Here is a 19460-nt window from a genome sequence, read left to right as displayed (position 1 = left end):
ATACATTTGATTCTGAAGCCCTACCCCGTTCTTGAGTTGGTTAGGGCTTCTAAATATAGATAATGACAAGGAAAAGCCGTATATCACTTTGCAGATAAGAAATCAGGCTTATATTTTAATCATTACACATCGCGTGAAAAGGTAAACTTAATTCTTGAACAGCATCAACCAAGACCTGAACCTTTTCTGGATCGGTGTATTGAGTCACGCCATGACCTAAATTAAAAATATGTCCGGTTCCTGAACCATAGGCGTTGAGTAACGTCGCGACCTCTTGGCGTATCTCGGTGGCTGAACCATAAAGAACCGCTGGGTCCATATTTCCCTGTAAACTCACCTGATGACCGATACGTTGACGTGCTTGGCCTAAATCAATCGTCCAGTCTATGCCCACCGCATCACAACCCGATTGCGCAATATTTTCTAACCAACCCCCTCCACCTTTTGTAAATAAAATGGTCGGTACTTTGGTTTGCGCAGTCGATAACGTCAGTCCATCTAAAATACGTTGCATATACGCTAAAGAAAAGGTTTGATAGGTATGTGGCGTCAACAAACCACCCCATGTATCAAATAACATAATCGCTTGTGCACCCGCTGCAATTTGGGCATTGAGATAAAGGATCGTCGCCTCTGTTAAACGATTGAGCAGTTGATGGACCGCCTCGGGATCTTGATATAACCACGTTTTAATTGTTCTAAATTCACGACTACTTTTTCCCTCCACCATATAACACGCTAACGTCCAAGGGCTGCCGGCAAAACCAATCAACGGTACCTGATTATTAAGCTTACGACGACATAGTGCAACGGCCTCGCAAACATAACGCAATTCTTGATGGGGATCCGGTATTTTTAAGGCAGCAATCGCTTTACGCGTTTGAACGGGTCGTTCAAATTGCGGGCCCTCTCCTTCAACAAAATGGAGCCCTAACCCCATCGCATCAGGAATCGTCAAAATATCAGAAAAAACAATCGCTGCATCGAGTTTAAAACGGCGAAGAGGCTGTAACGTCACTTCGCATGCTAACTCTGGGGTTTTACAGAGCGTTAAAAAATCGCCTGCTTGTTCGCGAACCGCGCGATACTCGGGAAGATAACGTCCCGCTTGGCGCATAATCCAAATCGGTGTTCTATCGACAGGTTGGCGCAACAAAGCACGAAGAAAACGGTGCGGGGAGGTAGTCAACATAGTTTAAATCTTATTGATAAGTAGATAAAGTTTTTCTAAATGAGTCAGTAGATGATTAGCGGCAAATCGAAATAAGTCAACATAAAATTGATCGTCACTATTTTGGGTAAACACCTGGCTTTTCTCTAAAATCAAAGGCATGCTCACCACCGAAAAAGAGCGGGGATCGGCATTATCACTCAAGTGCGCGATCATCGCATTAAATAATGAGTCGATACGCTGATAAATAGCTAACAAATCGGTTTGCTGGGTGAGTCGTTCACGTGCTCGGTCCGAAGCATGTACCCATACGTTTTTCATTAAATTCAGGTAACGAAGCGCCTCACGTTCACGACGCAAAATACTTTGAAAACGTTTGGTTATTTTCACTCGACCAAAGGTCTCGCGATTGACTTCTCCTGTCAACTGCTTCTGGCGCGCAAAATCATTAATAATGCTTTCTTCATAAGGATCATATTGTTTACTTAACTCCTGAATAGGAACCTGACCCAATTGTTTAGCCAAAACTTGTAAATCACGGAGCGTACCCCGTATCAACCAGCGAAGCTGGGTCCGTGAATGCAGCGGCCAAATAAAGCGAGAAACAAGCAGTGCGATCGCAATGCCTAAGCTAATTTCTAAGAAACGGCTTAACAACGCCGTCACCGCTCCTAACGGCCCAGTACGCTAACCAAAGGGTTAACCCCGCAATGATCGCGCCGATCAGTGTTCCTAAAAGACGCATATAGGATTTTTGCAGTAACGCACCCACGCGCGACTGCGCACACATCACCACCAAAATACTGATCAACACCCACTGACCTTGGAGTGGAAAATGTAACCACCGTGCAATGAAAAGACCCAGTAAAAAGGCAATGGCCGTTTTTAGGCTATGAATAAGACGATTCGGATTTAACTTAATCCGCTGTGATAAAGAAGCAAGCATCTTGTAAACATACCCGATAAAAAACGAAAGTCACGGCTTAGGAGCGGGAGCCAATTCACGCGATGAATGGCCAGTTTCGTTCAAAATCGTAGGGGTCACAAAAATAAGCAGTTCGTTACGTTTATCCACAGATTTACGATTACTAAAAAAATGACCGAGAACAGGTAATGAGCCTAAAAAAGGAACACGTTCAACCGATTGACTATGAAAATTTTCATAAATACCGCCTAACACGATCGTTTCGCCATTATTAATAAAAACTTTTGTTTTAATGCGCCGGGTATGAATCGCTGGCATATCCAACACACGTCGGTTGATCTTGATTGACTTCTAGCTCTAAGAATAAGTGTTGATCCGGCATAATCCGCGGAATCACTTTTAACGATAACACTGCTTTTTTAAAATTCACATTCGTCGCACCACTCGACGTTTTTTCTTGATAAGGAATACTTGCTCCCGTTTCAATCAGTGCGGTTTGCTGATCTTCCACAGTTAAATGGGGCGCCGAAATCACTTGCGCACCACCCTCATTCTCCAAGGCAGTTAATTCAAGATCGAGAAAAATATTTGCACCCAACCGTCCTAAACGAAACTGGGTTGAATTGGCTCCATCCAAAAGATTCGTTGAGCCCATCAAAGGAAGATCCATATTAAGCGAGCTCAATTTGCTATTTTTAGGTGTGAAACTCGAATTAACAACGGGGACAACAACGGGTTTAAACCGTAACCGAGCACCTAACTCACGACCTTTATCTTTATCTAAACTCACAATACGCGCTTCAATCGAAACTTGTTTAATTGGTTTATCTAAAGTACGCACTGCAGCCTCTATCTTCTGTAGTGCAGACGGAGTATCTTGAATCCATAAACAATTATGCCGCTTATCGATACTTAAGCTTCCTCGAGGGGAAAAGAAGCCATTTTTCTTTGTCATTAATAACTCGGCGACATCCGCCGCTTTACAGTAATAGACAGGAATCAGTTTAGTAGACAGTTCGCTCAATTCCATCTGCTTTGCTTCGAGCACACGGGAAACTTCTTTACGCTTTAATTCCGACTCTCTGGACAAAATAAACCAGCCACGATCGATAGGCTCTTTAACAAGATTTTGGGGTTTTAAAATCAATGCTAACGCTTCTTCCCAAGGAACATTATTTAAACGAATACTTAATTTACCTTGTATTTTTTCATCGATAATCAGATTAAAGCCACTCCACTCCGCCAATAACTGCAACGCATCACGAATGTTCACTTCTTTTAAATTTAATGAGATTGATTTATTGGCCTGTTTAACAGAAATAACTTTTTCTGATAAAGGTAACGTTAATGCAGGCGTACTAGACAAAGAAATGATACTCATCAGAAAACCTGCTACCTGATATACAAAATGCTGTTTACGGTAATCCATTCGCCATCCTTTTTTATAATAATAATTGTATGGTTTCTTTCATATCCCTTGATTGCACAATGATTTTCTTTAATTCAATCGCTATCACTACATAATGCTCAAAACCTAAGGTATCACCTATCTCAACTTTACGAATCTGTTCATTGGCTTTTTGAATAATTGCCCAACATTTTTTTGATTGCGTCTCTAAAAATAAACCCACAAATTTTAATTGAGAAACCGATACCTCCTCAAAAATGATATTTCGATCCTTTTCAGAAGATTTAAGTTGTAAAAAATGAAGCGGTTGAATGTGCGCAAGTAAAAGGGAAGCCTGATCTTTACTCTGGCCTAAGAACATAATTGGATAAAAAAAATTCCAATTAATTTTTAAAGATAATTTAGAGTAGCGTAAATTTTTTGAATTGTAAAAAAAAAATAACAAATGGAGTAAGCACTTAATCCATACAAAGAAGGATTGACTAAAAAATCAAAGGGATTGCTGATAAATGGCCATAAAAAAAACGGTGTTCCGATCCAAATAACATCGTATTCACAATAAATTGTTGTGAATCAAATAAAGGGATTGTCAAGGTGGATCGACAAGAGGAAGTAGCGCAGACCGGCAAATAAAAAGGTCGTAATGCGCGCTGGATGACTAAATAATCCTGATTAATCTTCTCTTTTTTTAGAAAATTTTTTTTCAAAAAAAGAAAATTATTTAATAAGAAAATTAATAAAAAAGAAGAAAAAAATACAAATATTTTATGGTAGTATTTTGATTCGTACCATAAGAAAAAATTATCTAGTATTCTTCGATATCGATCCATCACGCTATTGACGGTATATTAATGATAAAGGAAGTGCTGATTGTAAGTAAATCCATTTTATTGCCTCTTGATCACGATAGATCGCCATTTTTTTCACATGGATGTCGAGTAATTTATCAAAAAAGATGAGCGTACATAAATAACCTAACATCACCATAAAAAATAAGAAGAGTGCCTTACGTTGTTTTTGTTTACGTTGTGCGCGCCGCCAAGGTAAAAGATTCATTTTTTTCATGATTTTGATTTCTCCAGAATAAACTGGGCTATTCAGATCAATAATCCCCTCAATGCTAACCCCAAACTGAGGAAGAGGCTGGAAAAAAATTCTCTTTCACTGCTTTGATTGGGTGGCCCTGAATCAAAGAACAAATAAGGACTGGACGTAATCACCTCAACAACAAATGAATAATGTTTACTTAATTTCTCTTGCAAACAGGCAATAAGCGTGTGGTTTGTACCCAACAACAAAATTTTTGTCCAGCACAAATGTGTGTAACACACTAATAATCCATTCACAATACTCTGAATTTTTTGTAGCTGGGCGCCTAAATCGATTTGATCCTCAACTGTTTCGCTATAACTATGGCTACGTTGATTTTCCATCGTAAACAAAAAAGTCATTTGACTCGTCCCAAGTTCAATTACCAATACCTGATTAATCGATTCATGTGGGTAAAACGTGGTATACGCACGTTCGAGCGCATGAGAATTTACCTCGATAAACAGTGGTGTTAAGTTAGCCTGGGCAAGTACCTCTAAATGACGATCTAAATATTCTTTACGACATAAAACTAATAAAACATCTAAGTAAGCGTCATGCGAGTCGGTTGGTTCACCCGTAAAGACTTGATAATCAAAATAAAGCGTATCGAGCAAGCGCGGTGCCTGCTCTTCAATGATCCATTGAATCGCTGTGTCTAAATCTTGAGCAACAGACGGGTCGAAACGCAACCAGCGGCTATTTACTACAACGTCCGAAAGAGCGGTCACACATTGTGTGGTCGCAATATCTGCTTCATATAACAATTTTTTAATCGCATCGGCGCGTTGCGCCGGAGTTAGGGTATCGGCGGATAAAATAGAAAGGTGGCTCTGTTTTAGATAAAAAAAGCTTCTTTTTTTCAAGTACAGCCGCTTTGAGCGACTGACTTCCAATATCTAAACCCACAACCCCCGTTGAGGGAGGGATCACTTGCCTACCCTGATGATTCATGTAAAACACATTGTCTAACGGATTTTTTGTTACTTTAATGAGGATATAATTATCAATTTATCTTATGATCTAATTATGCGCCAAAAGATAAGCTTGTCAATTACCAAATACATAATATTTATCGTATTCGGTTATTTTTTTAGCAAAACGCATGCCACACTTGTCTTCGTTGAGACATTGGTGAACAGATACGATATGATGGATGCTCAGTATTATTGTCTTAAATTATGAAACGATCTCCGCATTGGGTCCGCAATCTACTGCTTATGCTCTTCAGCTTGTTTCTCACGGCTCTCGTTGTGTTGTGTGCACTCTATTTATATCTTGATCACCAATTACCCGATGTAGAAGAACTCCGTTCGGTACAATTACCTATTCCAATGCGGATTTATACGCAAGATGGCCAACCGATTGCTGAATTTGGAGAATTACATCGTAATCTCGTCCGGCTCAATAATGTCCCCACTCTCATGGTCGATGCCTTTTTAGCAACTGAAGATCAACGATTCTTAGAGCACCATGGTGTCGATATGCATGGTTTGCTCCGTGCTGCCGCCGAACTCGTGTTGACTGGAACCAAAGCCCAAGGCGGAAGTACCATTACTATGCAGGTCGCTCGAAATTTTTTATCTATCACGCGAGATCAAATTCTTGAACTCTATTTAAACAAAATCTTTCTAGGAAACCGTGCTTACGGAATCGCCGCTGCGGCTCAAGTTTATTTTGACAAAACCTTAAGTCAATTGACCCTCCCTGAAATGGCCACTATCGCCGGTTTACCCAAAGCACCCTCCGCAATAAATCCTCTCGCCAATCCTATTGCCGCCACACAACGTCGTGATCACGTGTTGTTCCGAATGTTTGAACTCGGTTATATTTCTAAATCCGCTTATCAAGAAGCGATTAAAACGCCAATGCAAATTCGTATTGAAACGGACCTAGGGGATATTGTTAAAGCACCATACGTCGCCGAAATGGTCCGTGATATGATGTACAAAAGCTTTGGCGAGAGTATTTATAAAAAAGGGTATAATGTTTATACCACCTTAGAAACGACGCAACAAATTGCTGCCAATAGTGCGCTTCACAACGCGTTACTTGCCTACGATCGACGCCATGGCTACCGTGGCCCAGAACAAAATCGCCTTTCTACAGATGCCCGCCAATTTAACCATACCCTTTCCCTACTCCATCATTTATCGCCTGTTTATAATTTGCAACCGGCTATCGTCACTACCATAGATGAACAAGGTGTTCAGGCACTCCTCGCGAATCATCAGTCCATATTTCTGCCGTGGTCGGGCCTGGCTTGGATCGACCCCAAACTGGACGCCACACAACTGAGTCCACCTCCTGAAGCGTTAAAAAATAAAGTCCAAGTAGGTGATATTATTCGCGTCCAAAAAACAAATTCGAGCTGGCAACTGGCGCAAATCCCTAAAATACAAGGGGCTTTAGTCGCATTAAATCCCAAAAACGGCGCCATTACCGCACTCGTCGGTGGCTTTGATTATCGTTTGAGTAAATTTAATCGTGTTATTCAAGCACAACGTCAACCCGGATCAGGATTTAAACCATTTATTTATGCCGCCGCCCTGGCCAAAGGGTATACCTTAGCCAATGTGTTTAATGATGCGCCCCTTGTTTTTGACATTCCGGGTCGTGATGAACCTTGGCGTCCACAAAATGATAACCATATTTTTAGTGGGCCGACTCGTTTACGGGTTGCGCTGGCTAAATCAATTAATCTTATTTCCGTACGTTTACTGCAAGCGATTGATGTTTCCTATGCGTTAACCTATACCAAACGTTTTGGGTTTAATGCAAAAAAATTACCGCGCAACCTTTCTTTAGCGTTAGGGACCGGTGAAGTTACTCCTATGGAATTAGCCCGTGCATACGCCGTGTTTGCGAATGGTGGCTATCTGGTAACACCGTACCTGATTGATCATATTACGGATAGCGAAGGAAACGTCATTTATCAAGCAGAACCCAGAACCGCCTGCGAAGATTGTATTGTGGATGAAAAATGGATTCCCGTCATGGATAAACAAGGTCATCCTTATGCACCCCAGATTATTCCAACCGACATCGCTTTTCTCATTACTTCAGGGTTGCAAGATGTCATTCATTACGGAACCGGCTCACAAGCGAAAACATTAGGAAGACATGATTTAGCTGGGAAAACGGGAACGACCAGTGATTATGTGGACACCTGGTTTACTGGTTTTAATCGAGATTTAGTTTCCACGGTCTGGGTTGGATTTGATCAGCCAAGCTCTGTTTTGGAGTACGGTGCCAAAGCCGCGTTACCCATGTGGATTAATTTTATGCGTGTTGCACTCAAAGGAAAACCAGAACACACTCTACCACAACCACCTGATATTGTGACCGCCAGCATTGATCCGGTTTCTGGTTATCGTTTACCTCAAGGAACACCAGGCTCCATATTAGAATATTTCCGTAAAGATAATCTTCCCCGAGTACCAGAAGAAGAATCAAGTATCTCGGAAGATGAAATCGAGCAAACGCTGGATTCGTCCAATCAAGCGTCGATTCATGAAGACTCAACCACTCATGAACCCTTATTTTAGTAAAGAATAATTATTTTTTGTTAACGTATTGATAGGAATGCCTAAATTAAACGGGCAGTCTTTCTTTCAACATAGATTCTTAAAATAATCCGCCATACATCCGAATACAGGTGAGAAATTTTACCTATTTTGCTTATGGACCCACCAGCATTGTTTTATCTCGAAGACAAGGACTATCAAGGATACCCATCCAACACCGTGCTATCTCTGATTTTTTTACTGTCTATTCAGTTTCTCCGAAAAATATATTCATACAATCAATAACGCTAGAAAAGATCTAATTTCCCGAGATAAGTACGTTCTTTATAGCGGCTTGCCGGGCAAACCCTCCTTATAATAAATCGATTGCATACACCGTGTGGTTGGGTCTTTTTTAATTGAATAATAACGTCCACGATCGCATGAACTTCTTTTAAAATATCGTCGTCAGACCTTGAAGGTATATTATTTTTTTATATAGTTGTTTTATACACATCAAAGCAATCTGTGAATTACTCGTATGAATGGATATAATAGAACCTTCATGCCCTGTAAAGCTGGCACCTAAAAAATCTAAAATTTCACGACGACGAATCTCACTGAGAATAATGTAATCCGAACGTAAACGCAGTGCACACTGCACGAAGCCTTCATAAAATCGCTTGCTAAGCCTTGTTCATTTTACAGCTGAGTAAATTAACTTGACTCGGATGAGGATCATGCACCTCCCAGGTATCTTCTCATAATAAAACACGTTCTGTTTCTGAAATTAGACGTAAACAGTTCATAAAAAAAGCTATTTTACCGTTCGATGTTCTACCTGAAATCACAATCTTTTTTTCAGTGCCAGTACTTTTCGGATAAACAAGGAGCAATTTTAGTACAATAAGGCTGTTGTAAAACACGTTCTTTTTTGAGAATTTAATTGTAGATTAAAATCTTTACGTAAAAGTTTACGATATGCTCGTAAAATCTTTTTTTTATAATCAAAGAGGCTAATGTTTTGACTTACTTCCCGACACATAAAAAAGTCCGACAACACACCGTGTATGGAAATATAAGCTGGATAGACGATCCGTTAGCGAGACTTCCTATAAGTAACAGTTTACTTTAAATTATGTCTTGGTGATTCTCATTAGCGATTAATTGAAAAAGACGTGTTAAAAGTGATAAACTCAATTGAGGGACGGTATAACGTTGTAGTTGACTTTTTTCGATGTAAACTTCCTCGGGTTTATTCAATAAAATTTCAGTGACTTCTGGATCAGATAATTAGTTTTACAGAGTTTTTAATAATCTAAGTTCACCGAGCGTAGTGTAAGGCTTCATGAAAAACAGCGGTAAGGGTAGCGTAAAAAAGCACAAATATTATACTCAATATTTTTAAAGAAAATAAGATTAAATGATTTTCAACACATAATTAATATTCTAAAATACTTTTTTAGCTTAACAAATAACTCGGTACATTCTATTGAAAATAATACTTATATAGGATAAATCAACATTACTTTGGATACAGTATAACAGCGATATTATCTTTTCGTAAGATACGAAGATCATCTGTTTATTTTAGACAAACAAAGACAGAAATAAATCTCGGTTATTCATTATATAATTGTAAAATGATAAACATAATATCCTATCATTTATCGATTTCAATGAGACATAAACATGTTAATAATGATTAAAATAGCTTACATCAACATTTAATTGTTCAGTTAAATCAATATTTTTATCAATAAATTTAGATTTTTGAGAAAAGTAAAAGGGGTATTTATTTGTTGATAAAGAATAGGATTTAGTAAACTTTGATCTTGTTTTCATTTTAACATGATTAAATAAATCAACTAATTCAATATTTTCAAATAAACAATTTTTATCTAGAAAGGAACTTAAACGCTTAGCCTCCAAGAAAACATTAAGTAAGAAGTAGGAGAGCTCTTTAAAATTTTTTTTATTAATTTTTCTAAAATCATATAAACTATCATTCAATATATTTAAACGTTGCTGCACATACAAGAAAAAATTATTTGAGTTTTTATCACTTATTTTAATTTTTTCAATTAGATCTAAAATAGTATTTTCACTTGGTAAAGCTAATTTTTTGTGAACTTCATTGCTAATAAAGAAATAAATTTTAGAAAGTTGCTTTAATAAAAAATTAATAGAATCTAGTTTATTTAAATTATAATTTCTTAATATTTTTTTTAAAGTATTTATTTTTTTTATAAAATCTATTAACCAATAAAACTCAGATATGTTTTCAATAAAGATAGTAGAATTATCTTTAATCTTGAAGAAACATAATTTTATTATAATCTTATGAAAATTATAAATAAAATTATAATTAATTTCTGGTAAATTTAGTTCTAAAAACTTATTTATTTCATTTCCCAATGAATATAAAACTTGATTAGCATTAAATAGTTTTTCCTCAATATAATCAGAAAAAATCTTATTCACTTTAATGTAAAAGTTACAGCAATACTTAGCAAAGATAATATTATTAGGCAAATTATCAAAAAAATAACGAATCGAATTATGTGTTAACTCATTACTATTTTCAGTAGAACTATGATAATGGATTGCTTCATAATGGTTCTTAAAAAAATCAGAGTTAGATTTACTATCCAATGAAGCTTGCGTTGGCTTGACTAAAGTATAGGCAACCACTAAATTTATTAAAGGACTAGGGAAACTTTGATGTAAATATCTATGATGTTTATAATAAAAAAAGAAACCCACTGCCGTCAAAATTAAACCTATCCCGCCTAATCCCAAAGTCACTATGCTAACCGATTGATTAACATTTGATGATTCAAGCTCTTTTTTAGATAGATTTAAATTATACTTAACTTCATTTATTGCCAAAACATTTTTTTGTCTTGCATTTACATAATCAATTGAAATAGGCAGCAACCCTAGATAAATACTACCTTGATCAGTTAATAATAGTTGATTAAAACTGATATCATACACTTCACGTTCTCCAACGCGAAGCGCCGTCGAGTTAATTTTTTTTAACAACCCTTTCTGGCGAAAATCAATACTAACATTAGGTAATATATCTTTAAAACTCTCACCAAAATGAATAGTTTCTATTATTTTTCCACCAACAGCTAGTAATCCTAATGTTGAATCTATTATATAGGAGATATTTTTATATTTTATTAATTCTTCATCAGTGTAATCAATACGTTCATGGCCATTACTCATCTCAAATAAAAAATATTTAAAAAAATTATTATTAAAAAAGATTTTAATTGCTTAATATCACCAAGTAAGAATTTATTGACAGATAGTCCAAAAAAAAGACAGCTCCATTGATTATTTTGAAAGTTAAATTTGACTTTAAAACTTTGATTATTCACAAAATAAACATTTTCTAAAATTAGTTTTTGATAAGAATTACCTAAAAAACCTTCCAAATTAAAAAAAAGGCCTCTATTCGATGCTGAAACAGAGAAGTAATTGGTTAATTTATGAATTGAAAAGGGGGTAATTTTTAAATCTTTTGAATTAATAGTAGTAATCACATGAAAAAAATTATTATTTTTTTCAATAAGTACCTGATAACTCAATTTTTTCAAAAAAATTTAATTCTTAAATTTTCACTTGGATTAACAAAAACAAAGTTTCCTATAATATTTTTAACAAAAAAGATTTGTTCTTTCATTAAATTAAAACTAACTTCTTCAGTAGAAGAACTTCGAATATTTTCCATGCAGATTGAATTAGCAAAGAAATTAAATTCTCCTTTTAAGTAAAAATTCATGTTTAATATAATTTTTATATTTTTTTTAAATTTAATTCATTAAAAATAGGACCTATATTCCCAAATTTTAAAGTTCTATTATCAATCATAGTTATGGGTTCTGACAACGAGTTTTGATATAGATCAATAGTTACAATAGATAAATTTTTGCTGTTATCATAAATTGAACTTAAAATGTTGGTGCTTGAAATTAAATAACGGACTTTATTAGCATATCCATCATTTTTAAAAAAAAATTACTATTTAGTAGTGATCTATCATCTATAAAAAACTCATCGTAGGGAGAGTTATGAATTAAAATATCTAACGATATATTTTTAAGAAAATCACCATCGATTATCTCCATATTTCCAAAGAGCGGGCAAAATAAAACCAATAATTTATTATTTGATACAGAAGGACTTCTTGGGTGAGTATTTTCAAGTAAACCAGCCAGTTCATTTTTTATAATTAAATTGGCTTTTTTTTGTAGATAAACTCCAATATCATTTTGTTTTTTTTCAGTTGATGAGACAACTTTCCATTTATCAATTAAATAAAATTTTTCCCTACACCTTTTTCGTATATAGCAATTAGATATTAGTCTGAGGCTATATAAACAATTTTCTAAATAATGATCGAAGCACGTTTTTTCCTTATGTACAAAAATATTATTTTCTTCAAATTGCTCAAAAGCATGAGTGAAATTAACGGTGAGGAACTTATCCAATCTAGTAACTTTATATTGTTTTTTTTCATAGTTAAATAAATGAAGGTATGGTGTTCTATAAAAGCTTTTAGGAATTTTTAAGCTATATCGATAACCAAATGTTGAAATAAAATTTAATTTACCTTTATTTATTTGATCCTGTAAATCAATAGGAAATTCTCGCTTAGATATAAATATTGATTTTTTTTCTTCATAGTTTGGAATTTTCAATAATAAAAATTGGTAATCAAGGGATATTTTTTCATATAAGCTGTTAACAAAAAGTGTATACTTATGCAATATTTCACGTTCTTCAAATAAATAGGTAATACTGTTAGAAAAACCTAATTCAAATTTTATACCTTCCCAAAAAGATATATCTAGATGTTCTTTCTCACGAAAATAATAAATAAATGTTTCTAATTGATGAATAGTAATACCTAAATCAATAATTAAACCTGCAAAACCTAAATCTAAACCTAAAGACTCCACTAATATTGTTCCAAAAATGATACTATTATTGACTAATAAATTTTTTGCTAATTGATACTCAGGAGTCAAAGGATGATTTTTATTTAATATTAAAGCTATTTCATAAAAACTATTAAGAAGTAATAATTTTGAAATTGGTGAGGTAATAGCAAAGTTTATTTCATTTAAAACATCAATTGTTTTAGGAAACAATTTTATAAAGTTATTATCTTTAATTAAATTTTGGTAGATGTAGTTAAAAGTTAAATCACTACCCATCATAAGAGTTAATTTTTCTAAATTATCGGTGTGGCCATTCATAGCTTGGAGTAGAGGTGGCATCAATACTGTAATCTGCCTAGAAGAACTTACGAGATTATGTATGTTTAACACAGAAAAATCATGGAATCTAATAACATTATTTAATATTAAATCTATTTCTTGATTGTTTAAACATGGTTTCAGCTCAGTAAAAAAGAAATCTTTAGCCAATTCTGTTAATACTAAGGGATCAAGCGATAATTTTTTTTAGATGCCTCTATTATTTTTACTAATAAATTGATTCTGAACTCATTTAAATTATCAGAAGTTATATCGGGATCTTGAATTTGTGCAACCTCTACATAAGGACTATTTAAAATATTACCTAAATTAATTTGTTGTTGAATATCTAAGCTAAAAATAGCTGTTATTTTTTCTAAAATAAACTTAAAGGGGCGTCGAGTTAAATCTAATTTTATTATATTAATTTGATTTGCGCTTGTTATGACTTCATCATCAACTAAAAAAAGGACCATAGTTCCTCATTGATTAATAAGTTATCAAATGATTCAAGATGATAGGAAGATTTTATCCAATTTAGTTTTATAGGAAGGGAAGGTTCAAGTTCATTAATAATTTGATCTTTAGGAATCGTATACTTGAAAAATTTTGTTTTTATATAAAAGGACGCTTCTTGAGGAAATAAAAGCTGTTTATAGAGTTCAATAATATCTTCAAAATTAAGATCTAAGTCAAATTTTAAGAAAATTTTACTATTAATATCAGAACAATAAATAATGGTAATTAATTTTTTCAATTTCATCATTTTTCTTAACACTTAAAAATGCTTTACTGCCGCTTGTATTTTCTAATTCCACTATATCAACCTGATCGTCGATATCAGTGTCTAGAAGCTTTTCTTGAAGTATAGATTCTAATTTTTCTAAATTATTTCCTTCTGAAGAGGCTTTATTATAATCAAAGCTAGATATTTTTTTTGTCATCTAAAATACCCATTAAAAAACTTATTGATTTTTTTATTTGACTACTTTTAATTAAAGCAGGCCAATAAATTTTTTTTCCTTTCATTTTACCTTCAAAACATCGATTTATGTTTCTTTTCTTTATAGAGGAAGAATGTTCGCTACTTATACAACTTTCTTGAGAGACAAGAGAAAATTCCAATTTTTTTAAACTTTGAGATACTTTAATACTATTTAATAAATCAGAGTTTAAATCTATATACTGATAATTATTTAGCAAAATTTCAAAGGAATCACTAACACGTCCGCTCTCAGACGATGTATATAATATTCCAAATTCATCCAACATTCTTTCACGAACCTTAAACTCAATTTCCCTCCAAATAGCAGAAACTCCTTGCTCTTTTAACTGATCATAATTTTGAAAAACATAGTAAGGATCAATACTTAATAAGTAGTTATTTGCTTCCTCTTGTATGATAATTGGAAGCTTTAAACTCGCAAGTTCAGGTGTGATATAAGAAAAATATAAAAAACTATGTATTCCTACTAATTTTTCGAGCAATTTATGAATACTACCCCTACAACAAATAGGCTCATCAGGTAAATTATTATCTATTCCTTGGGTATTAAAATTTCCCCCGCGCTGAATTTCATAAAGACCTTCCAAAAGTTGTTTTTTTGCATCACTTAAAGTTCCACTTCGTTGTGATTCATCTTGAATGCCTTGCCATAATAAAACAAAAATTTTTTCTAAATTTAATTGAGACTGTTCATCAAAAAAATTTGGATCGCGAATAATTCCATTTAATGCTCTTTTTGCCGCTAAAAATTTAACAGGGTCATCATCTTTAAATTCATTATCAAGATCATTTTCAATCTCTTTATAATATTCATTTAAATCTAAATTGATAAGAATTCTACCATAACTTTCTTTAAATTTCTGAATTGAATTAGTAAATCCTTGATTTATTGAAGCTAAATGAGTACTTTGAACTGGATTGATTGGTAATGTTCTTTTCTTAGAATAATCTTTATCCAGTAATTCTAAAATTTTTGTTGATTTATCAAGTTGATTAATCTTCTGATCACGAACAACATTAAATATATCTAAATAAAAATCTTCAACAACATTTTTTTTTAGACTAATTTTTTTAAAGTTATCTAAATCAATATTTTTACTTAAAAATATTATATTTTCAAAATTACTCTTATTGAATATTTTTAAAATATTTAAATTTTTAATTATTCGATAATAATATTCTATCAATTCTATGTGATTTATCTTGTTAAATTTTTCTAAGGATAGAATATTTATTCTATGAAGATTAACCATACATATACTCAGCATTAACCCCTTAGGATTCAAAAAAATTTTATCTACCCAATGTTCTTCATTTAATCCATGGGTATATAAAACTATATAACTTTGGGAAAATTCATGAACTTGGCTAGAAGGAATGCGATTTGATAATAGAAGATCTAGTACTTTATTATTTAAATAACCTTCAAAATTTATTAGATTAATTGATTCAACTATTTTTCTCAGATAGTTTTTTTTCATCGAACTTATAATTATTAATTTATTAACATTTTCTTTCAAATAACTTTCACTTAATGATAGAATTTCAACAAAATATTCTAATTTAGAACCATTTAAACTCATTAATAGATCTAAATATAATTCTTCTAATAACATATTTTTTTTAAAAAAATGAAGATATATTTGTATTGTTTTTGTTTTTTTTCTAATAATGTGCGTAAAATATTTTTCCAGATAGCTTTTTTTTTGTTCCGATAGGATTTGAAGAATATTTTCTAAAGACACTAGATTGCTATGTACCACACAAAGTTCAAAGTTTTCTTGAGTTAAGATCTTAGCTTCACTGAGCTTAGTTAATATCAGCACTTTAATGATTGGATAATATTGGGTTGTACTAGTATCACTAACAAATTCTAGATAAGAGGGAACTAATAAGTTTTCATTTTTTAGTGATATAATAGCGTTTGCTAAAATATACGGTTGTTCTGAATTTTTAAGCAAATGAATATATTCTACGGAATTGAGCTTATTTTCAATAAGCTCCAATGAAGCAAAAACTACATCATATTCTTCTGATTTAGTGATTATATTGTCTGAATTTAGTTGATTTAATTGATTCAATATTCTCTCTAAATCTGAAAATTGCGTTAATTTATCTAATATCTTAATTCAGGCTTATCAAATATCAATTCTTTAAACCACATCAGAAATTTATTAATTAATATTATATGAGGGGTTTCTAATAAAAAATCAAAGATATTCCTAGTTAGACTTTCTTTAAAAGATAAATAGGATAAAGAATGATTTAAGGCAAATAGTTGTTGTGCAGATTTAGTATTAAGAATAACTTCAATGGAAGTTACGTCTAAGGTATTTGCAAATGAAAGTTCTTCTATAGTATCTAAAATATTCAAAAAAATTTTTGAATTAACTTCGGGTGTAAAGTCCAATTCTCTGTCCATTTTACTTATCCTTGAAAAAATATCTGAGTGACTTTTAAATAATTTTTAGAATAAAATACTTTAATGTCAGAGGAATTATATTATATAGAAATATTTATTAATACATTTTTAAAATTTTATACTTTCCAAAAATAGCTCATTAACATACCTTCCTTTGAAATAAGTTTTTTGTTCTATTTCTAAAGTGTAATTAATTAATAAAATTTTTTGAATCAATAGTTTCATCTTTATGCCCGCATCTTGCTATCTATACATCAACCTTTATTTAGTGTTTAATTGAAAAGATTTTAACGATTTAATTCAGAATAATAGTATCTTTTAACAGCCATACCTGAGGTTCAGCTTTACCTCTCTACTAGAGCTTGAGTCAAGGAACGATTAAATTGCATTGCTTATATCAGTAATACACTATTCTTTATTAGAGTTTATAATTAATAAAGTTAAACTACACATTCAACCCTTTATGTTTTTTGTATTAAATAAGAGGCAGCTTATTAAACATAATGTTTCCTAAAACTACTTAAGGAAGGGAGTCACAACGGTTACCGGACTACATTTTATATAACTAATTAATTTTTATGTTTTTTAAAAATTTTAATGAATTATAAACTCTTGACTTTCTTTATTTTAAAGGAAAGCAACACTGAACTGATAACAGACCGTTTTTATGGAGCTTCGCTTTTTTGCTTGCTTTGAACTAATAAGTTATGCCATAAAATAATACAATCGTAGTACTTTATTGTTTTCTGATGGCACACGCTTAGAGCCACTATTTTTTATATTAATAACTTTTTAAGTAATTTTTGCATTTACTTATTAAAAGAATTATCATCAACTATTCGTAATTATCTAACAAACAAATGATGACGAATCCCCTCTCGGGACCGTTTAAGATATATTCGACTTGCTTTTTGTTTAATCAACTTATCTGTTAATGATAAAACAGATTGGTTCGTTTAGCAACTAGTCAACGCATAAAACTTAAACAACATGTTAAAGAGGCGTTCGCTCATCGCTATTTTATAAAAGGCGTTGTTATGTCTTTCTCTCAAAGACTAAAAAATATTATCATGACAAAGGCTTGTCACAATCACAAGCCGCGAAAATCTGTAAAATCTCACAGCAGTCGATGAATTATATGATTAATCGCGACCTGCAAAGTTCAAAGTTGGCTCCACGCATTGCTAAATCACTGGATATTAATCCGGATTGGTTGATTTATGGTGTAGGAAGACCGGATAAACGCTCATTGTCCGAAATTCCTTTAATCCATAGCGTCACGATGTTAAAACGCTTTATGCAGGGAAAATTAGCCATTAATACTTTGGATTTTACGATTATTGACCAATCTTTAGGAGACAAAGCATTTGCTTATCTTTTTAAACCCAAAGAGCTACTCATTTGTTCGGATAAAACACAAAAGATTATTAGCCAACAATATTTAGTGTTAAGGAAAGATGAATTAATTATCAGTAAAGAGTCTAGAAAAAAATTCATTCCCGATTATTGAGCGTCGCAAGCGTTACAAAGACTTTTAGTTAACTATGCTTCCTATGCGTCATTGTCCCGTAATCGGTTATCGCCGTGGTGTGTTCTTTGTCGTTGCGTTGGTTACTGAATATTCTGAGGAATCGTCCTCAGCCGAATCAACGGCAACGGGGTGTATCAAAAGATTCAATCACTCTGTGTGATTGAGGCGCTCGTTTGTTCTTGAGACGTAACGTATCTGTGTACTCTGTCGTCAACCTGATTTCTGTTGTCAGTGCTTCTTCTAGCTTCTGACAATAAGACGAAGCCAGACAGTACTGGGTTAACTCTTGGATTTCCTCGATAATAAAAAGGAGAAATGAAGAGCGCAAGCCACCAAGCGCTCAATAAACCTAAAGGATATAACACAAAGATTAGGAGGAGCATGCCAAGCAAGACACTTCCGACAATCGTCATTAACTTTCTTTGTTTATGCTATATTTCATATTGGTTCACGCCAATACAAATACGCAGCGAATACATTAAAAAGTGGTTGTGTCTCCCAATCACCGTACTTTTAAAAAATTTTTTGTTTCTCTTCCTTCTCGAAGGCAACAAAAGCGTTGTAGAGGGCAGAGGTGACACTCAGTTCGTAATACATCATACATTTTCCCTATTATTTTTGATAATCACTTGTTTTCAAACGTCTCTTGTGCACTTTTTCTAAAAGTGCACAAAGATGTATTCACAGAAGAGGCAGAACGATCGTCAAGCCGACACGAACATTCGGATATCTTTAGCAAGATATTTGTTAGCCATCCTAATCTAATATTTTATCTAAAAAAGAAACGTTTAAAAATAAAATATTAAACTCATCTAAAAATTATTCTTATTAAAAGTTATATGAATAACTGTTTAAAAAAATAAAGCTCTATTTTTATTACAAATTATGATACTTCCTATTTATCGAGAAAATCCTTATCCTCAAGAGTTAATCTTGTTACACATAAACTAATTTTGAACGTTTGCTTTGAAAAAAATCCTGTTCGTGGTGCTTAAATAAATCTTAGTTTCTTATAAAAACTCAAAAAAATAATAGGAGATTACCCTAGACGCTGCATTCAATCAAAAACGTTATTCAAAAAAACGTAAACAGGCTTTAAAGCAAGGTAATACTTAAACATTTCGCT

General features: G+C 33.1%; 20 protein-coding genes. 2 read left to right on the top strand and 18 right to left on the bottom strand.

Translation table 11 applies throughout. From position 1 onward, the window contains the following. Positions 1-115: 115 nt before the first annotated feature. The 9 genes from hemE to pilM all read right to left on the bottom strand — a co-directional run bounded on the left by hemE (position 116) and on the right by pilM (position 5459). Positions 116-1192, bottom strand: coding sequence for a uroporphyrinogen decarboxylase (gene hemE / locus S3O_RS0107830; RefSeq protein ID WP_010598536.1), 1077 nt, complete (start codon positions 1190-1192; stop codon positions 116-118). Between the two features lie 3 nt (positions 1193-1195). Continuing rightward, on the bottom strand, positions 1196-1837 hold the full coding sequence (locus tag S3O_RS0107825) for a hypothetical protein (protein ID WP_156792830.1): 642 nt from the start codon (positions 1835-1837) through the stop codon (positions 1196-1198). Next, positions 1803-2117: an FUSC family protein gene (locus S3O_RS0107820; RefSeq protein ID WP_029463730.1), complete on the bottom strand. Its 315-nt coding sequence runs from the start codon at positions 2115-2117 to the stop codon at positions 1803-1805. Before S3O_RS0107820 ends, S3O_RS0107825 begins: the two co-directional genes overlap by 35 nt. A gap of 30 nt (positions 2118-2147) precedes the next feature. Then, a complete protein-coding gene (locus S3O_RS19805) occupies positions 2148-2414 on the bottom strand; it encodes a type IV pilus secretin PilQ (protein ID WP_010598535.1) in 267 nt (88 codons plus the stop codon). Next, positions 2386-3477 (bottom strand): secretin and TonB N-terminal domain-containing protein, encoded by a 1092-nt coding sequence (locus S3O_RS14370; protein ID WP_192805922.1) that lies wholly within the window; start codon positions 3475-3477, stop codon positions 2386-2388. Before S3O_RS14370 ends, S3O_RS19805 begins: the two co-directional genes overlap by 29 nt. Positions 3478-3538: 61 nt before the next feature. Continuing rightward, positions 3539-3865 carry a pilus assembly protein PilP gene (locus S3O_RS12210; RefSeq protein WP_156792829.1) on the bottom strand — a complete coding sequence of 109 codons (327 nt, stop codon included), beginning with the start codon at positions 3863-3865 and terminating at the stop codon, positions 3539-3541. Positions 3866-3986: 121 nt separating this feature from the next. Next, positions 3987-4211, bottom strand: a complete 225-nt coding sequence (locus tag S3O_RS17445; protein ID WP_029463729.1) for a hypothetical protein — start codon at positions 4209-4211, stop codon at positions 3987-3989. A 127-nt stretch (positions 4212-4338) separates the two neighbouring features. Continuing rightward, positions 4339-4569: a hypothetical protein gene (locus S3O_RS0107805; RefSeq protein ID WP_010598531.1), complete on the bottom strand. Its 231-nt coding sequence runs from the start codon at positions 4567-4569 to the stop codon at positions 4339-4341. Positions 4570-4601: 32 nt separating this feature from the next. Beyond that, on the bottom strand, positions 4602-5459 hold the full coding sequence (gene pilM, locus S3O_RS0107800; RefSeq protein WP_029463728.1) for a type IV pilus biogenesis protein PilM: 858 nt from the start codon (positions 5457-5459) through the stop codon (positions 4602-4604). A gap of 315 nt (positions 5460-5774) precedes the next feature. On the opposite strand from pilM, the gene S3O_RS0107795 reads away from it, so the two are divergent. Then, positions 5775-8141 carry a penicillin-binding protein 1A gene (locus tag S3O_RS0107795; RefSeq protein ID WP_156792828.1) on the top strand — a complete coding sequence of 789 codons (2367 nt, stop codon included), beginning with the start codon at positions 5775-5777 and terminating at the stop codon, positions 8139-8141. Between the two features lie 412 nt (positions 8142-8553). Here S3O_RS0107795 and S3O_RS0107790 read toward each other — a convergent pair whose 3' ends face one another. The 8 genes from S3O_RS0107790 to S3O_RS0107745 form a co-directional block, all read right to left on the bottom strand. Next, on the bottom strand, positions 8554-8763 hold the full coding sequence (locus tag S3O_RS0107790) for an ATPase, T2SS/T4P/T4SS family (RefSeq protein ID WP_010598528.1): 210 nt from the start codon (positions 8761-8763) through the stop codon (positions 8554-8556). Positions 8764-9794: 1031 nt separating this feature from the next. Continuing rightward, a complete protein-coding gene (locus tag S3O_RS0107785) occupies positions 9795-11336 on the bottom strand; it encodes a hypothetical protein (protein WP_010598527.1) in 1542 nt (513 codons plus the stop codon). Beyond that, complete coding sequence (locus S3O_RS0107780; RefSeq protein ID WP_010598526.1) at positions 11333-11710, bottom strand: hypothetical protein; 378 nt, start codon at positions 11708-11710, stop codon at positions 11333-11335. Before S3O_RS0107780 ends, S3O_RS0107785 begins: the two co-directional genes overlap by 4 nt. A gap of 375 nt (positions 11711-12085) precedes the next feature. Further along, entirely contained in the window at positions 12086-13396 is a 1311-nt protein-coding gene (locus S3O_RS0107770) for a hypothetical protein (protein WP_010598524.1), read from the bottom strand. Positions 13397-13557: 161 nt separating this feature from the next. Further along, positions 13558-13851, bottom strand: coding sequence for a hypothetical protein (locus S3O_RS0107765; RefSeq protein WP_010598523.1), 294 nt, complete (start codon positions 13849-13851; stop codon positions 13558-13560). 246 nt (positions 13852-14097) lie between these two features. Next, complete coding sequence (locus S3O_RS0107755) at positions 14098-14319, bottom strand: hypothetical protein (protein ID WP_010598521.1); 222 nt, start codon at positions 14317-14319, stop codon at positions 14098-14100. Beyond that, positions 14300-16462 carry a hypothetical protein gene (locus S3O_RS0107750; protein WP_010598520.1) on the bottom strand — a complete coding sequence of 721 codons (2163 nt, stop codon included), beginning with the start codon at positions 16460-16462 and terminating at the stop codon, positions 14300-14302. Before S3O_RS0107750 ends, S3O_RS0107755 begins: the two co-directional genes overlap by 20 nt. 35 nt (positions 16463-16497) lie before the next feature. Continuing rightward, the gene (locus tag S3O_RS0107745) at positions 16498-16803 is read right to left on the bottom strand and encodes a hypothetical protein (protein ID WP_010598519.1); all 306 of its coding nucleotides are present in this window, start codon (positions 16801-16803) and stop codon (positions 16498-16500) included. A 1129-nt stretch (positions 16804-17932) separates the two neighbouring features. On the opposite strand from S3O_RS0107745, the gene S3O_RS0107740 reads away from it, so the two are divergent. Beyond that, positions 17933-18313, top strand: a complete 381-nt coding sequence (locus S3O_RS0107740) for a hypothetical protein (RefSeq protein WP_192805921.1) — start codon at positions 17933-17935, stop codon at positions 18311-18313. A 136-nt stretch (positions 18314-18449) separates the two neighbouring features. On the opposite strand, the gene S3O_RS17440 is transcribed toward S3O_RS0107740, so the two are convergent. Then, positions 18450-18662, bottom strand: coding sequence for a hypothetical protein (locus S3O_RS17440; RefSeq protein ID WP_156792824.1), 213 nt, complete (start codon positions 18660-18662; stop codon positions 18450-18452). Positions 18663-19460: the final 798 nt, after the last annotated feature.

Origin of the sequence: Rickettsiella massiliensis 20B (assembly GCF_000257395.1) — a bacterium.
GTDB classification, from domain to species: domain Bacteria; phylum Pseudomonadota; class Gammaproteobacteria; order Diplorickettsiales; family Diplorickettsiaceae; genus Diplorickettsia; species Diplorickettsia massiliensis.
This window is presented reverse-complemented; position numbering and strand designations above follow the sequence as displayed.

Bases quoted from the DNA above. Each gene is read 5' to 3' on its own strand.
- hemE (WP_010598536.1), bottom strand. From the start codon at position 1,192: ATGTTGACTACCTCCCCGCACCGTTTTCTTCGTGCTTTGTTGCGCCAA.
- S3O_RS0107820 (WP_029463730.1), bottom strand. From the start codon at position 2,117: ATGCTTGCTTCTTTATCACAGCGGATTAAGTTAAATCCGAATCGTCTT.
- S3O_RS19805 (WP_010598535.1), bottom strand. From the start codon at position 2,414: ATGCCAGCGATTCATACCCGGCGCATTAAAACAAAAGTTTTTATTAAT.
- S3O_RS14370 (WP_192805922.1), bottom strand. From the start codon at position 3,477: ATGAGTATCATTTCTTTGTCTAGTACGCCTGCATTAACGTTACCTTTA.
- S3O_RS12210 (WP_156792829.1), bottom strand. From the start codon at position 3,865: ATGTTCTTAGGCCAGAGTAAAGATCAGGCTTCCCTTTTACTTGCGCAC.
- S3O_RS0107805 (WP_010598531.1), bottom strand. From the start codon at position 4,569: ATGAAAAAAATGAATCTTTTACCTTGGCGGCGCGCACAACGTAAACAA.
- S3O_RS0107795 (WP_156792828.1), top strand. From the start codon at position 5,775: ATGAAACGATCTCCGCATTGGGTCCGCAATCTACTGCTTATGCTCTTC.
- S3O_RS0107785 (WP_010598527.1), bottom strand. From the start codon at position 11,336: ATGAGTAATGGCCATGAACGTATTGATTACACTGATGAAGAATTAATA.
- S3O_RS0107770 (WP_010598524.1), bottom strand. From the start codon at position 13,396: ATGCCACCTCTACTCCAAGCTATGAATGGCCACACCGATAATTTAGAA.
- S3O_RS0107765 (WP_010598523.1), bottom strand. From the start codon at position 13,851: ATGGTCCTTTTTTTAGTTGATGATGAAGTCATAACAAGCGCAAATCAA.
- S3O_RS0107755 (WP_010598521.1), bottom strand. From the start codon at position 14,319: ATGACAAAAAAAATATCTAGCTTTGATTATAATAAAGCCTCTTCAGAA.
- S3O_RS0107745 (WP_010598519.1), bottom strand. From the start codon at position 16,803: ATGGACAGAGAATTGGACTTTACACCCGAAGTTAATTCAAAAATTTTT.
- S3O_RS0107740 (WP_192805921.1), top strand. From the start codon at position 17,933: ATGAATTATATGATTAATCGCGACCTGCAAAGTTCAAAGTTGGCTCCA.